This is a genomic window from Mucispirillum schaedleri ASF457, from assembly GCF_000487995.2.
Classification (GTDB): domain Bacteria; phylum Chrysiogenota; class Deferribacteres; order Deferribacterales; family Mucispirillaceae; genus Mucispirillum; species Mucispirillum schaedleri.
In genome coordinates, this window is the sequence record NZ_CP097562.1 from 1,015,527 (window position 1) to 1,031,434 (window position 15,908).

The 15,908-nt window shown below is 31.7% G+C and carries 16 protein-coding genes; 3 read left to right on the forward strand and 13 right to left on the reverse strand.

Annotation, left to right across the window (positions count from 1 at the left end):
• Position 1: 1 nt before the first annotated feature.
• The 10 genes from rpsJ to N508_RS04810 all read right to left on the reverse strand — a co-directional run bounded on the left by rpsJ (position 2) and on the right by N508_RS04810 (position 10,829).
• The gene (gene rpsJ, locus N508_RS04765; RefSeq protein ID WP_023275260.1) at positions 2–310 is read right to left on the reverse strand and encodes a 30S ribosomal protein S10; all 309 of its coding nucleotides are present in this window, start codon (positions 308–310) and stop codon (positions 2–4) included.
• An 18-nt stretch (positions 311–328) separates the two neighbouring features.
• Complete coding sequence (gene tuf, locus N508_RS04770) at positions 329–1,519, reverse strand: elongation factor Tu (protein WP_023275261.1); 1,191 nt, start codon at positions 1,517–1,519, stop codon at positions 329–331.
• A 21-nt stretch (positions 1,520–1,540) separates the two neighbouring features.
• Positions 1,541–3,619, reverse strand: a complete 2,079-nt coding sequence (fusA, locus tag N508_RS04775) for an elongation factor G (protein ID WP_023275262.1) — start codon at positions 3,617–3,619, stop codon at positions 1,541–1,543.
• Between the two features lie 15 nt (positions 3,620–3,634).
• The gene (gene rpsG, locus N508_RS04780) at positions 3,635–4,105 is read right to left on the reverse strand and encodes a 30S ribosomal protein S7 (RefSeq protein ID WP_023275263.1); all 471 of its coding nucleotides are present in this window, start codon (positions 4,103–4,105) and stop codon (positions 3,635–3,637) included.
• A gap of 13 nt (positions 4,106–4,118) precedes the next feature.
• Complete coding sequence (gene rpsL / locus N508_RS04785; RefSeq protein WP_023275264.1) at positions 4,119–4,490, reverse strand: 30S ribosomal protein S12; 372 nt, start codon at positions 4,488–4,490, stop codon at positions 4,119–4,121.
• Positions 4,491–5,457: 967 nt separating this feature from the next.
• Positions 5,458–6,648 (reverse strand): PDDEXK-like family protein, encoded by a 1,191-nt coding sequence (locus N508_RS04790; protein ID WP_023275265.1) that lies wholly within the window; start codon positions 6,646–6,648, stop codon positions 5,458–5,460.
• A 14-nt stretch (positions 6,649–6,662) separates the two neighbouring features.
• Positions 6,663–6,812 (reverse strand): hypothetical protein, encoded by a 150-nt coding sequence (locus N508_RS04795; protein WP_023275266.1) that lies wholly within the window; start codon positions 6,810–6,812, stop codon positions 6,663–6,665.
• A 36-nt stretch (positions 6,813–6,848) separates the two neighbouring features.
• Positions 6,849–7,331: a hypothetical protein gene (locus N508_RS04800; RefSeq protein WP_023275267.1), complete on the reverse strand. Its 483-nt coding sequence runs from the start codon at positions 7,329–7,331 to the stop codon at positions 6,849–6,851.
• A gap of 855 nt (positions 7,332–8,186) precedes the next feature.
• Positions 8,187–9,866, reverse strand: a complete 1,680-nt coding sequence (locus N508_RS04805; RefSeq protein ID WP_023275268.1) for a SulP family inorganic anion transporter — start codon at positions 9,864–9,866, stop codon at positions 8,187–8,189.
• Positions 9,867–10,112: 246 nt separating this feature from the next.
• Positions 10,113–10,829, reverse strand: a complete 717-nt coding sequence (locus N508_RS04810) for a hypothetical protein (RefSeq protein ID WP_023275269.1) — start codon at positions 10,827–10,829, stop codon at positions 10,113–10,115.
• 158 nt (positions 10,830–10,987) lie between these two features.
• Here N508_RS04810 and N508_RS04815 point away from each other — a divergent pair, with 158 nt between their 5' ends.
• From N508_RS04815 to N508_RS04825, 3 genes are read left to right on the forward strand one after another with little or no spacing between them, the layout of a single operon-like run.
• Positions 10,988–11,185: a hypothetical protein gene (locus N508_RS04815; protein WP_023275270.1), complete on the forward strand. Its 198-nt coding sequence runs from the start codon at positions 10,988–10,990 to the stop codon at positions 11,183–11,185.
• A gap of 40 nt (positions 11,186–11,225) precedes the next feature.
• The gene (trhA, locus tag N508_RS04820; protein WP_023275271.1) at positions 11,226–11,876 is read left to right on the forward strand and encodes a PAQR family membrane homeostasis protein TrhA; all 651 of its coding nucleotides are present in this window, start codon (positions 11,226–11,228) and stop codon (positions 11,874–11,876) included.
• 37 nt (positions 11,877–11,913) lie between these two features.
• Positions 11,914–13,263: a B12-binding domain-containing radical SAM protein gene (locus N508_RS04825; protein ID WP_023275272.1), complete on the forward strand. Its 1,350-nt coding sequence runs from the start codon at positions 11,914–11,916 to the stop codon at positions 13,261–13,263.
• A gap of 71 nt (positions 13,264–13,334) precedes the next feature.
• Here the strand turns inward: N508_RS04825 and N508_RS04830 are convergent, their stop codons facing one another.
• The 3 genes from N508_RS04830 to N508_RS04840 form a co-directional block, all read right to left on the reverse strand.
• Positions 13,335–13,652 carry a TM2 domain-containing protein gene (locus N508_RS04830; protein ID WP_023275273.1) on the reverse strand — a complete coding sequence of 106 codons (318 nt, stop codon included), beginning with the start codon at positions 13,650–13,652 and terminating at the stop codon, positions 13,335–13,337.
• A 43-nt stretch (positions 13,653–13,695) separates the two neighbouring features.
• Positions 13,696–14,388 carry a cysteate racemase gene (cuyB, locus tag N508_RS04835; protein WP_023275274.1) on the reverse strand — a complete coding sequence of 231 codons (693 nt, stop codon included), beginning with the start codon at positions 14,386–14,388 and terminating at the stop codon, positions 13,696–13,698.
• A 93-nt stretch (positions 14,389–14,481) separates the two neighbouring features.
• Positions 14,482–15,777, reverse strand: coding sequence for a dicarboxylate/amino acid:cation symporter (locus tag N508_RS04840; RefSeq protein ID WP_023275275.1), 1,296 nt, complete (start codon positions 15,775–15,777; stop codon positions 14,482–14,484).
• Between the last annotated feature and the right edge of the window lie 131 nt (positions 15,778–15,908).

Sequence of the window (15,908 nt, forward strand, 5' to 3'; positions counted from 1 at the left end):
ATTAGAGTTTAATCTCTACGTCTATGCCCGCAGATAGCTCAAGATTCTTAAGTGCATCAATTGTTTGAGGATTATACTCAAAAATATCAATTAAACGCTTATGAGTCCTTATTTCAAACTGCTCACGAGAATTTTTATCAACATGAGGAGAACGAGTTACACAAAATTTTTCAATGCGAGTAGGAAGTGGTATAGGACCAACAACTCTTGCACCTGTTCTTTTAGCTGTATTAACAATATCTTTTACAACTTTATCTAAAATTTTGTGTTCAAAAGCTTTAAGTTTTATTCTTATCTTTTGATTTTCCATTACAATCTACCAGCCTGATTACTCAATAATTTCAGTAACAACGCCTGCACCAACAGTTCTACCACCTTCACGGATAGCAAAACGAAGACCTTTTTCCATAGCAATTGGTTGGATAAGTTGAACTTCACAGCTGATGTTATCACCAGGCATAACCATTTCAACACCTTCTTGAAGAACGATGATACCAGTAACATCAGTAGTTCTAAAATAGAACTGTGGACGGTATCCACCAAAGAATGGAGTGTGACGGCCACCTTCATCTTTAGTTAAGATATAAGCTTCTGCTTTGAATTTTTTATGTGGAGTAATAGAACCCGGTTTAGCTAATACTTGACCGCGTTCAACTTCATCTTTTTTAGTTCCGCGAAGTAACACACCAATATTATCACCAGCAACACCTTCGTCTAAAAGTTTACGGAACATTTCAACACCTGTAACTGTTGTTTTAGATGTGTCATGTATACCAACAATTTCAATTTCTTCACCAACTTTAATTACACCGCGTTCTACACGACCAGTAACAACTGTGCCACGGCCAGAAATAGAGAACACATCTTCAATTGGCATTAAGAATGGCTGATCAACAGCTCTTTCTGGAGTTGGAATATATGCATCTAATGCAGCTAATAAATCCCAAATAGGTTTAGTTTGAGCTTCATCAGTTGGGTTTTCTAATGCTTTTAAAGCAGAACCTTTAACAATTGGAGTGTCATCACCAGGAAATTCGTATGAAGATAATAATTCTCTTATTTCCATTTCAACAAGTTCTAAAAGTTCTTCATCATCAACCATATCGCATTTGTTCATGAAAACAATGATATATGGAACACCAACTTGACGAGCAAGAAGTATGTGTTCACGAGTTTGTGGCATAGGACCATCAGCAGCTGATACAACTAATATAGCACCATCCATCTGAGCTGCACCAGTAATCATATTTTTAACATAGTCGGCGTGTCCTGGACAGTCAACATGTGCATAGTGACGAGTTTCAGATTCATATTCAACGTGGCTTGTTGCAATAGTAATACCGCGTTCTCTTTCTTCTGGAGCTTTGTCAATATTTGCATAATCTACAAAAGATGCAAGACCTTTTTGAGATAATACATTTGTTAAAGCAGCAGTTAATGTAGTTTTACCGTGGTCAACGTGACCAATTGTGCCAACATTAACATGTGGTTTTTTTCTTTCAAATTTTTGTTTAGCCATGATTTATTCCTCCAAATCTTATTAATTTCTAGATTTTATAATTTCTTCTGCAATATTTGCAGGTACTTCTTCATAATGGTCAAACTGCATAGTATAAGTTGCACGACCTTGTGTAATAGAGCGTAATTCTGTAGAGTAACCAAACATTTGTTTTAATGGCACCATTGCATTAATAACCTGTGCATTACCTTGAACATTCATACCCTCTATTCTACCGCGTCTAGAGCTTAAATCGCCCATAACATCGCCCATGTATTCATCAGGAGTAACAACTTCAACTTTCATAATTGGCTCTAAAAGCACAGGAGAGCCTTGTTTCATACCATCTTTAAATGCCATAGATGCAGCAATTTTAAATGCCATTTCGTTAGAGTCAACTTCGTGGAAAGAACCGTCAAATACAGTAACTTTAAAGTCAACAACAGGGTATCCTGCAACAATACCATTTTCCATAGCTTCAGTAACACCTTTTTCAATAGCTGGAATATACTCTTTTGGTATTGCACCACCAACGATTTTATTTTCAAATTCAAAACCAGCACCCGGTTCAAGTGGAGTCATTTCTAACCAGCAGTGGCCATAGTTACCTTTACCACCAGACTGTTTAATGTATTTACCTTCAGTTTTAACTGCTTTACGGAAAGTTTCACGATAAGCAACTTGTGGGTTACCAATGTTAGCTTCCACTTTAAATTCTCTTTTTAAACGGTCAACAATAATTTCAAGGTGGAGCTCGCCCATGCCTGAAATAACTGTCTGACCAGTTTCTTCATCAACTCTTACTCTGAAAGATGGGTCTTCAGAAGCAAGTTTGCCTAATGCAACAGAAAGTTTATCTTGGTCTGCTTTTGTTTTTGGCTCAATAGCAATAGATATAACTGGCTCTGGAAACTCCATAGCTTCTAATACTACTGGATTTTTTTCATCACAAAGAGTATCCCCTGTTGTAGTGAATTTAAGTCCAACTGTTGCACAAATATCACCAGCACGGATTTCTTTAATTTCTTCTCTTTTATTAGAGTGCATTTTTAAAAGACGACCGATACGCTCTTTTTTATCTTTAGTAGAGTTAAGAACATAGTTACCAGCTTCAAACACACCAGAATAAACACGGAAATATGCAAGCTGCCCCATGTATGGGTCTGTCATAATTTTAAATGCTAATGCAGAAAATGGAACATCGTCACTAGCTTCACGAGTTTCTTCCTGATTAGTTTCTGGATTAATACCAGTAATAGCAGGAATATCAAGTGGAGATGGGAGATAATCAACTACTGCATCAAGAAGTTTTTGAATACCTTTATATTTAAAAGCTGTTCCGCATAATACAGGGTTAAACTGTAATGCACATGTCCCTTTACGAAGTGCAGATTTGATTTCATCATTAGTGATTTCTCCGCCTTCAAGGTATCTTTCCATAAGAGCTTCATCAGCTTCAACAGCTGTTTCTATCATTTTTGCACGATATTCTGCAGCTTTGTCTTTAAGGTCAGCAGGAATTTCTACTTCCTTAAATTTCATACCAAAGTCACCTTCAACATCCCAAATATAGCCTTTCATTTCTATTAAGTCTACAACACCTTGGAATTTATCTTCCGCACCTATTGGTATTTGAACTGCAACAGGTGTAGCACCAAGCCTGTCATTCATCATTTCAAGAACACGGTAGAAATTTGCACCAGTTCTATCCATTTTGTTAACGAATGCAACTCGTGGAACTTTGTATTTATCAGCTTGTCTCCAAACTGTTTCAGACTGTGGCTGAACACCAGCAACAGCACAGAATACACCAACTGCACCATCTAATACTTTAAGGGAGCGTTCAACTTCAATTGTAAAGTCAACATGTCCCGGAGTATCAATAATATTAACAACATAGTCTTTCCAGAAGCATTGTGTAGTAGCAGAAGTAATTGTAATACCTCTTTCTCTTTCCTGCTCCATCCAGTCCATAGTAGCAGCGCCGTCATGAACTTCACCGATTTTATAGTTAACACCAGTGTAGTAAAGAATACGCTCAGTTGTAGTAGTTTTACCAGCATCAATGTGAGCCATGATACCGATATTTCTTTGTAAATCTAAAGATTTTGTTCTTGCCACAACAAACTCCTGTTATTACCATCTAAAATGTGCAAAAGCTCTGTTTGCTTCTGCCATTTTGTGAGTATCTTCTCTTTTTTTAATAGATGCACCTTTATTAGATGCTGCATCCATTAATTCACCAGCAAGACGCTCAACCATAGTTCTTTCTTTTCTTGAGCGGGATGCTGTAATAATCCATTTAATAGAAAGTGCCTGCCTTCTTGCTGCTCTCACTTCTGTTGGCACTTGATATGTAGCACCACCAACTCTGCGAGATTTAACTTCAAGAACAGGTTTAACATTTTCAATAGCTTTTTTGAAAACTTCAATACCTTCTTCGCTGCCTCTTTCTTTAATCAAATTTAATGTTTTGTAAAAAATGCCTTCTGCAACTGATTTTTTACCAGAATACATTAAACTGTTAATAAATTTTGTAACAAGTGTATCCCTGTATATTGGGTCAGGTAACACTTCGCGTTTTTTAGTTCCTCTTCTGCGTGCCATTTATATTCCTCTCTTATTTAGGCCTTTTAGCACCGTATTTAGAACGGCTTTTTTTCCTGTTTGCAACACCGGCAGTATCTAATGCTCCACGGATAACTTTGTAACGAACACCTGGTAAGTCTTTTACCCTTCCGCCACGAACAAGAACAACAGAGTGCTCTTGAAGGTTGTGACCAATACCCGGGATATAAGCTGTTACCTCAATACCATTTGTTAAACGAACCCTTGCAACTTTTCTTAAAGCTGAGTTAGGTTTTCTAGGTGTTGTGGTATATACACGAACACACACTCCACGCCTTTGTGGGTTTGCTTGTAATGCCGGAGATTTAGTCTTTTTAATCATCTCCATACGACCAAATCTAACTAACTGATTAAGAGTCGGCAAAGAACACCTCCAATAAAATTATGACATTATGCCATGAATGTATTTATTTATTAAAATTTTTCTGCCTCTATTAAAAGCAATTTTAATTTTTTATTAATAATTTAGCTTGTCGGAAACTCCCCTTTAATGACATAGGCATGATAGACCTGACGGTTTGTTTCCATCTCAATGGCAGAAATCTTATAACATCTAAAAGAAAAAAGCAAGTATTTTTTTTCTGTTTCACCCACATTTTTCTTAAATCACAATTTATATGTTAAACTAAATATAAAAGAATAAAATTTACTGTAAATACATTCAATATATAATAAATTAGAATAAGATAAATATGTGCAGTATTTGCACTCTAGTTCCTTCGCCTGCTTGGCAGGCTCAGGAAGACATTTGAGAGAGTATGGAATGAAAATATGATGAATAACCTATAAATAGAAAGTGATAATTATAAAATTCAGGTTAAACCAATAAAAAACAGATTCTTCACGGCTTGCAAGCAAGCGTTCAGAATGACAATTACCCAGCGATTTTGTCATTCTGAATGTTTGTGTCAACAAACAATGAAGAATCTATAAGGCGAAGAATATAGAATATGCAAATTTCTAATATATTAAATAAACTAAAATGTAATAAATATATGCAGGATTTATAATCTATAATCTAGTTCCTTCGCCTGTTTAACAGGCTCAGGAAGACATTTGAGAAAGTATGGCATAAAAATACTGCATTTAAACCAATAACACATCATCCACTGTCTATTCTGTATTTAGCAAAATTTGACTATTAGATTTCAAAAAACAGCTCTACACAGTATTATTTATGTTATATACTGCATAGAGCTTTAAAAATTTCTTATAATTTCATTTTATAATGACTTGTGTCTGCCTGTTTATGATTTACCACAACTGTCCCTATTATAAACCATACTCCATAAATTACTAAATTAATTTTCACAGTATTTGCAGTATATATATCATTTCATATTTTCAAAAAGTGATATTATTTTATTAAATTCAGCAATAGGTTCTGCTAACTTATCATACAGCGAGTCTTTTACTTTTTTTATATATTCTTCATTATTAGTATATACTTCACTTTTAAAGTTTGTATCAGTCAAAATATACCAACCCCACTTATTGATTTTTTTATTTAAGTCTTTCTCAAATATATTTTTTAATTTATCATAATTATTATTTTGTTCAGCAGTATTGTTTTCGTTTCTTCCACTTCCTTGTAAATATATTGTTACATTTTCATCTTTTATTTCTATTGAGATTGTTAATGCAAGATATTCTCTATCTTTTTGAAATCCACATTGCAATTTTTCTCTTGTCTCACTTTTGCAGTGTGGTAAATATACTATATGACCATAATTTTTAAGTATTACCTTTCCATTATAAATTTGTTCATTATCCAATATTTCATTTATAACTTCTGTTAAATAATAAGTTGTATTTCCATACTGCATAATTTTATCTAATGCTTCTTTATGCTCCACATATAATTTTCTGCATAAATCTACCATTTCTTTATCTATACTGCCCATAATATATCTCCCTATTATTTCTTTATATTGTCTTATAATTACACTTATCTCAAATTTAATTTGATTTTCCTGTAATACACAATTTAGAACACTATAAATCATACTATATGTTATATGAATATATCCTTTATATTTTTCTTTTCTTTCTTTTTCTGGAGTAAGAAATAAAAATATCCTGTTATAATCACTATATTTTTCATCTATATAATTTTTATAATCTTCTAACTGGTTATCACCTTCTCCACTCCATATTTTATTTTCAATAATAAAAATTACTTTATTATTTTTACTTTCCATTACAATATCTATTCTTCTGCCGTTATCTACTGTATATTCTCTATATACTTCTAAATCAGAATAATCTAGTAAAAGCAGGTTTATATACTCTGCATCTTTTTTTGAAAGCTGCATCAATATTTCTTTTAATACTTTATCATTAAGATTATGATTTTCATAAGGATTAAAAAGCCATGCTAACATATCAGAATGAACTATTTCCTTATCTGCCATATTAATTATTTTAAAAATATTGGCTTCATCTTTTTTATATGTTAGTCTTTTAAAATCATTAGATAATAATAAATCTCTTATTTTTTCCTTTATGCTGTCTTCACTCATATATTACTCCAAAACTATAGATATTTTAAGATTATTTTTATACAGCTGTAATCAGCAGTTGATTTCTTCCAAGTATATTGCCGCTGATAATCAGGGATTTTAAGTTTATAGTCATTTATCAATACTCCTAAACTCTTTATATCTACTTCAATGCTTTCTGACATAATATAAACCCTCCATGCCATTATAAAATATAAAGTTTAATCTCTTAAATCTATTTTATGTTCCCATGTATCTTCATATTCTTTTCCACAACACTCATTTTTGTATTTACCTTTCCATTCTTCAACTCGCACAGGAACATATGTTTCAATTCTATTTCCATGTTTATTTTTTATTGTTCTTTTTTCTTGCTTATTATATACCCTAATACATTCTTCACTCAATTTTGTTGTTTTAAAATCTTTTTCATAACAGTAAGGACAGTATCTCCTTATTTCATCAGCATCAGGAACTTTTTTGACAAAATAAATAAATGCTATAATTAATGGAATAAATATAATACTATTTAGCACTAACAAAGGTAAATCCTGCTGATCCCCATTTAACACGGCAAATAAGAAAAGCAACTCAATCAACCCAAAAAAAATTGATGGAATAAAAAACAATGCTGATATAATACTATACTTCTTATCCATTTTTTTTAATTGTTCATATTTCTTTTTATTTTCTAAATTTTCCATAAAATTCTCCTTGTTTAACAATAAATTGTACAATACTATTCTTTATAACAGTGTGTGTATTTCTCTTGCACACCACAAAATGTTCTTTAAAATTATTACAAACTTTGATAAGGTGTAAATCTTTACACTGAATAATAATTATTGGAATTTAAGAAGAATTATCAAATAAAGATGAATGATACAATAAGATTGTGTTATTTATAAAGGGATATAGGCAAAAAGGGTGAGTTAGAAAATCAGAACTGCGTCTGCCCCCCCCCGATTAAAACCAGATTTATTTAATATTATTAACAAATTACACCTCAATATAACTATTATATAAAGAATAATATAAGTCACCATTTTTATTATACAGCAAACTTGTTATTTTGTCTATCAATATTTACCAGCTTGTAATACAATATTTAATCTACCAAACTTATGCGACAATAGGTTTCACTTTGAAATAATATTTTAAGATTAGTTATATTAAATTTTAACTCATCCAATATTTTCTAATAAGCTTATTGTAAAATATAATGCGTACTTATACTAAATCTCTTCCTAATTCTGCCAAGGGGGCGAGATAACTAGATTGTAAATATTACATATATTTACCACATTTTAATTTATTACATACATTAGAAATTTGTATATTTCAGATTATTCGCCTTACAGATTCTTCATTGTTTGTTGACACAAACATTCAGAATGACATGGCTCAGAATAGACAAACGAAATTTAAATTAGTATAATATTATATATTATTAATAGTTATTTTCTTTGCTTATAAAATATTACCCGTTATTTTACAATGTTAAATTTCATATAATACTTATTATTGAATAAATAACCTTATAGGGCTTATTCAACTTTTTATTCTAATTCTTTTAAGATTTCTCTTGTTCTAATAAGGGCTTTATCAATATGGTTTGTAATATTTTCTTCGCCAATCATCTCTATAAAGTGCATTTTTTTAAGTGTTGCATAAGGTGCTGGATTTACACCAGATAAAACAAGCTGTGTTCCTGCTTTTTTACATGTATTATAAAAGTTTTCCAGTGCATGCTCGCCAGTTGCATCTATTGCAGGAACATTTCGCATGCGGAGAATAAATACTTTTGGAGTTTTACCTATATGTTCTAATGTATTAATAAGCATATCTGCAACACCAAAGAAGAATGGTCCATTAATTTCATAAACTTCAACACCTTCTGGTATTTCTTTATTTGATGTTGCATCTGGGTCTGCAATATTCTTAGCAGTTTTTTCTGACACATCAAAATTTATTTTACCCATACTTGTAACATCACTCATACGCTTCATAAAAAGCAGTGCAGCAAGCACAACACCAACCTGCACTGCAGCAGTTAAGTCTATTACAATAGTTAATATAAATGTTGTAAGCAGCACAACCACATCGCTTTTTGGCGAACTTAAAAGGTTTGCCATATTTTTTATACCCATCATATCAACAGAAACTACTAAAAGAACACCAGCAAGAGCGGCCATTGGTATTATTTCTATTAAAAATGAAAAGAAAAGTATAAATAAACATAAAAATACTGCATGTGTAATGCCAGAAAGCGGGGTTACACCGCCAGCACGGACATTTGTTGCAGTCCTTGCTATTGCTCCAGTTGCTGGGATACAGCCAAAAAAGCCGCTTAAAATATTTGCAGCACCTTGACCTATAAGCTCTGTATTTGATTTATGATGCGAGCCTGTCATACCGTCTGCCACAACTGCTGAAAGCAGAGATTCTATACCTGCAAGCAGTGCAATTGTTATGGCGGCAGGAAATAATGCTCTTATTTTCTCAATAGTTACTTCCGGCACTGTAAATGATGGAAACACTGCATTAATTGTGCCAAACCTGTCACCTATTGTTTCTGCATTTAAGCCTAATAAAAAACAAGCAGCTGTTGAAATAACTATTGCAACAACATGAGATGGTATATTTGTAGACATTTTTCTTATAATTAATATTATGATAACTGTGCCTGCACCTATAGCTGCAGATGATATATTGATTGTAGAAAGGTTTGAAAATATACTTATCCATTTATCTATAAATTCAGGTGATGTTTCTTTATATGTTAAGCCTAAAAAGTCTTTTATCTGAGATGAAAAAATAACAACCCCAATGCCTGCTGTAAAGCCTGTTGTAACAGGATATGGTATAAATTTAATAAATGAGCCAACCCGAGCTATACCTAAACATATTAATATAATACCTGCCATAATTGTAGCAATAATCAGACCGTCATAACCATGCTGAGCAATAATACCATATATAATAATAACAAATGCACCAGTAGGACCGCCTATCTGATAACGGCTGCCGCCTAAAAATGAAATAAAGAAACCTGCAATAACTGCAGTAAATATACCCTGAGATGGTGTAGCACCACTTGCTATTGCAAAAGCCAGTGCCAAAGGAACTGCCACAATACCAACTGTTATACCTGCAAATAAGTCTTTTTTAAATAAAGCTAATGAATAATTTCTTATAACTTCAAAAAATACTGGAACAAACCTTTCCTTAGATGCCATAAAATACTCCACACTATATAATAAAAAATCATATAATACTTATATGATAAAATGGCAATATTTTATTAATAGCGTAACCCACTTTTTTTAAAACATCACATAAGTCTTAATAAATAATTACAAATAAAATTTGATAACTTATTAATAATACTAAATAAAATAATAAATGTATTCTAGTAGATGTATAAAAAGGCAACAATTAAACTTTGTCGCCTTATATGTTAAAAACAATTAAATCAAATTATATTAATTATTATATCCAATATCTGCTTTAAATATATTTGATATATCAGGTGTAGGAAATGCAGTATTTGGATCAAGAGTTTCTACATTATCAGATACTTTTTTCATACGAACAACAACAGGAGCAGTTTTTGCAATACTAATACCAGTATCTTTAATCATATCTATTATAACAATACCATTTTCTATAGTTATATTATAAGTATCATCTTTACTGCCTGCCAAACTATCTGCATTTCTACCAGTTGTTCCCTTTGTAACATTATCAAGATTTAAATAATTATCTTTAACAGCAGAAACTGGTATATCATTATAAACAGTGTAATTATATTTTTGATTTTTTGCAACTTGAGCTACCGTTGGATTATTAAATCCACCACCATCTAATTGAACTTTTGTAATTATTTTTACATAATCATTAGAAACAGCTATACTTCCTTTTCCTTGCATTTCCGAATCTCTTTGATTTGCAATGTTAGAACATTTTGCATCACTACCTACATATTCTTGAAGTTTGCTGCAATCATTTGTTAATGTTGCTACTGTTGCATATGTATAGAAAAACTCTATATCATATGTGCCTTGTAATGATTTCAAATCTGATTCTGATAATGTTGGCTGAGTTATCACTGGTGTATCATTTTTTTCTTCGTCTGCACAGCCAGTAAGTGCAAAAACAGTAAAAAGACTTGCTAAAATAAGTAATAAAGACTTTTTCATAAAATCACCCTTTTCTAAAAAATTTCTGGCATTATATATGGGGGGGATTTTGTCAACTATTTTTTTAAAAAATAAGCATTTTTGGATTATTTGTTTTGTGTATGTTTTATTTTAATATTTTTATTGATAATTTTATTTTAATAGTATAAGTTTACCCTATGGGTAATGGATGTAACCACGGCTGCATATATAAAAAAGAAATAAAAGTAGAGCAGATGAAAGAACTTTATATTTTCAGATGTGCAGCTCAAAAAAAATATATTACAAAAGATGAAGTGAAAACTAGATGCAGCCTTTTTCAAGGACCGCTTAAAATCAAGGAACATTCCATTGATGAATTCCTTGGTTCAGTTTAAGTCTATTCTATTATTTTGTATCAATATATAAGGAGAGTAAATGACTTCTACTATTTTACCAAAATATACTAAAAATGAAGAAATAATGAATGCAGTAACACATGGTCTTGGTGCAGGGCTCAGCATAGCTGGACTTGTTATATTAGTTGTTTTTGCATCAAAATACGGTGATGCATGGAAAATTACAGCATCAGCTATATATGGTGCTTCAATGATAATATTATATACTGCTTCAACATTATACCACAGCTTATCAAAAACAAAAGCAGCATCAAAACTAAATATGTTTGACCATATTTCTATATACTACCTTATAGCAGGCTCTTATACTCCATTTATGATTGTAAATTTAAGGGGTGGCTGGGGCTGGTCTATTTTTGGTGTTGTATGGGCTTGTGCAATAGTCGGCACTGTTTTAAAAATAATATATGGCAATAAATTAAGAAAAGTATCTACTTTTATTTATCTTATTATGGGCTGGATAATTATCATTGCTATATACCCTTTTATAAAAAATGTAGAAACAGGCGGTATTATCCTTGTAGTGCTGGGCGGGCTTTCATACACTGTCGGTGTCATATTTTATAAATGGAAATCACTGCCTTTTAACCATGCTATATGGCACCTTTTTGTGCTTGGTGGCACTGTTTTACAGTTTTTTGCAGTGCTTTTTTATGTGGTTCTCATTTAAAATATTCTATATTCTTCATCATATTTAGGAAATTTAAATGATTATTAAGCTGATTCAGCCTAAAATGTGTAAAAGACCAATGGATAGCGGGCTTAAAGCTCAAATGGCACCATCTCTTGGTCTTTTAACCATTGCTAATATGCTGCAGGATAAGCATACCATAATATATGAAAATGAAAATACAGCTCCAATTAACTATGATGAAAAAGTTGATATTGTAGGAATAAGCATTACAGTAGATGTTTTTCCAAGAGCAAAAGATATTGCAAAAAAATTTCAGGAAAAAAATATTCCTGTTGTAGCAGGCGGTATACACACTACTGCAAATCCAGAAGAAACTGCCAAATATTTTGATGCTGTATCTATTGGTATTGCAGAAACTACATGGCAGATGATTATTAATGATTTTGAAAAAGGCTGCTTAAAAAAAATATATAAACATAATGCTTCAGATATTACTCCATCACAAATTGTATCCCCTGCTTATAACCTGATAAAAGAGAAAAACTACCTTTACTGCAATATTATATCTACAAGCAGAGGCTGCCCTTATAAATGCGATTTCTGCTACAACAGCTGCGATGCCTATAAAAAGTTTTATATTAATAGAAATATAGAAGATGTTATAAATGATATTAAAACAGTTAATAAAAAACATATTATGTTTATAGATGATAACTTTATAGGCAATCCAAAATGGACTATGTTATTTATTAAAGAATTAAAATATTTAAATGTAAAATGGAATGCTGCTGTATCTCTTAATGTTGCTGATATGCCTGAACTGCTTGATGAAATGAAAGCAGGCGGCTGCCAGAGCCTTTTTATTGGTTTTGAAAGTATAAACGAAAGCTCAATATCTAATGTTTCAAAAGTGCAGAATAAATTAGAAAAATATAATTTTGCTGTTAATGAAATCCATAAGCGTGGTATTATGATTAATGCAAGCTTTGTATTTGGACTTGATGGTGACGATAAATCAGTATTTGAAAACACTTTAAAATGGATAATTGATAATAAAATAGAAACAGTTACATCACATATTTTAACCCCATATCCGGGCACAAAACTTTATAAAGAATTTCTTTCAAATAACAGAATTATAGATTTTGATTACTCCAAATATAACACCGCAAATGTAGTATTTCAGCCAAAAAATATGACTGCCTGTGAACTATATCAGGGTTATCTTAAAATATATAAAGATATATACTCCCTTAAAAATATTATTAAAAGAACACCAAAGGCAAAAAACCAGTGGATACCATACTATCTGTTTAATGTGTTTTACAGAAAATATGGCAGATTTACTGACTTATTATGCAAAATTATAGGTTATAAAAGAGTTGGTAAAATAGCAGCATTTCTATCATATCACACTAAATGAAATACTTTATTTAATAGTTTAAAAATTATACATCACTTTTATTTTTAATTATACCGCAGGCAAAAAATAATCTACCAATTATTATATTTTGCATTAAATGCTTCATCACTTGATATTAAAAGCATAATAAAATGAATAAATGCTATAATTGATGGAATAAATGTCCAGCAAAAAAGTATGGAAAGCACTCCATACATAGTCTTACCTAAATAAAACCACTGTATACCAAAACCACCTAATAAAAATGCCAATATAGCAGCAACAAACCTGTTTCTTCCAGAACCTGCTGCTTGTAACGGCTTTAATTGAACTCCACAGTTCGGGCAAACAACCGCATTAGAAGAAATCTCCCTGCCACATTCTGAGCAGTATTTAATATTATTACTCATTATATATACTCCTATAAATATATTGAAATATAATGCAATAAAATTATTTAGTCAAGGCATAATTAACAGCAGCTTGTGCCAGTTCATAAGTTGCATCAATTACTGGAAGGTTAGTTTTTACATAAGGCATAAGTAAAGGAATTTCTGTGCAGCCTTCTATTAACAAATCTGCCCCTAATGCAGTTATTTCATCAATGCACTGCTGAAATAATGGACTGTATTCTTTAGTTTTACCAGCTTTTACACCTTTATAAATGCAGTCCATTATATTATTTTCTATTTTTTCAGAAAGCACAACAGTTTCAAAGCCGTATTCTTTTAATATATTACCATAAACATCTGCTTTAATAGTGCCACTTGTAGCAATAAGACCTATTTTTTTAGTTTCTGGGTATCTACTTTTAACAGCTTCAGCGCTGCATTTAACAATATGTATTAAAGGAATATTTACTGCTCGTTCAATATCTTTTGCAAAATAATGAGCAGTATTGCAAGGCATAATAAGAGCCTCAGCTCCTGATGCTTCAAGACGCTTTGCACTTTCAACTAATTTTAATGATGGATTTATACCACCATAAAGTATATATCTCGTTCTATCTTCTATCTGTGGATAACTGTCAATTATAACATGTATATGGTCTTGGTCTTTTTCTGCTGGAGTCTGGTCTATGAGTTTTTGATATAAATCAATAGTAGCTGCAGGCCCCATTCCACCTATTATACCTATAGTTTTCATTGTATTCCCCATTATTTTAATAAAATATGAAAAAATTTATCCGCAGCCTGCACTGCGGATAAACGAATTAAATATTAAAGTTAATAAATTATATTAAATTTTTTCAGTGGTCCAGAATGAAGGGTCCATTTCATCTTCTAGTTTAGCCACAACACATGTTCCGCAAAGGTCGCCAACAATATTCATAGAAGTTCTACCCATATCTAAAAGAGCATCAATACCAAGTATCATTGCATAAGCTAATTTTACATTACCTTGTGTAACATCAAGGTTTACAGAGTTCATAACCATAATCAGCATAATTGCACCAGCACCAGGCACACCTGCTGTTCCAATAGAAGCTAAAACTGCTGTAATGATTACTGTCATCTGCTGGCTTGCATCAAGCGGCATACCTACTGCATTTGCAATAAAGGTTGCACAAACACCAAGATATATTGTTGTTCCATCCATATTAATAGTAGCACCAAGTGGCAGTGTGAAAGAATAAACACCTTTTGAAATACCCATTTTTCTTTCAGCTGTATCCATAGATACTGGCAGTGTGCCGCCTGAAGAACGGGTAACAAAAGCTGTAAGCCATGGTTCATATACTTTTTTCAGAAAAAGAACAGGATTTATTTTAAATGCTGCACAAATCAGCATATATACTACAAATATTTGCAATACTAAACCAATATATACTGCTAAAGTAACATGAAGAAGTGGTCCAAAAGCATCAGCACCTTGTTGAGTAAATACTTGGAAAATCAGGAAAAACACACCAATAGGAGCATAAAGCATTACCCAGCCAACTACTCTAAATATTACTTGAGCACAGCCATCAAAGAATTTGTAAACTACATCTGCACTTTCTTTTACTTTTTCATCTCTACTGTCCCTTGCAAATGCAAGTGCAATACCAAAGAAAATAGAAAAGAAAATAATAGGAAGAACATCACCTTTTGCAATAGATGCAAATGGATTTGTAGGGATAATATTAAGGAATATTGTTACAAGAGATGGAGCTTCTTTAGCTGTTATTTCTTTTGCAGTTTCCGCTAATACAATGCCTTGTCCTGGCTGCATTATATTACCAACAACTAAACCAACAATAATTGCCATCAAGGAAGTAAGCATATAGAAAATAATAATCTTAACACCAACTTTACCAAGCCTGCTAGGTTCAATACTTGCAACACCACTAACCAGTGTAAAAATAATAACTGGTGTAACAATCATTTTTAAAAGATTGATAAATAATGTGCCAAGCGGAGCAGCTACTAAAAGAGCATATTTTCTAACAACATTATCTGGTGAAATAAATGCGAAAATAACACCAGTTATTGCACCAAGTATAAGACCTATGAGAATAGCCCACAGCAGCATTTTGCGTTTGTCTCCAGCCATAATAGTCCTCCAAAAATAATTTATAAAACAAATAAAATATTGTTCTATCATTAAAGTAAACCATTTTATAGATATAATCAAGTAAAACTTTTATAAAACATTATTTTTTTTATTCTTTTACTTAAAATAAT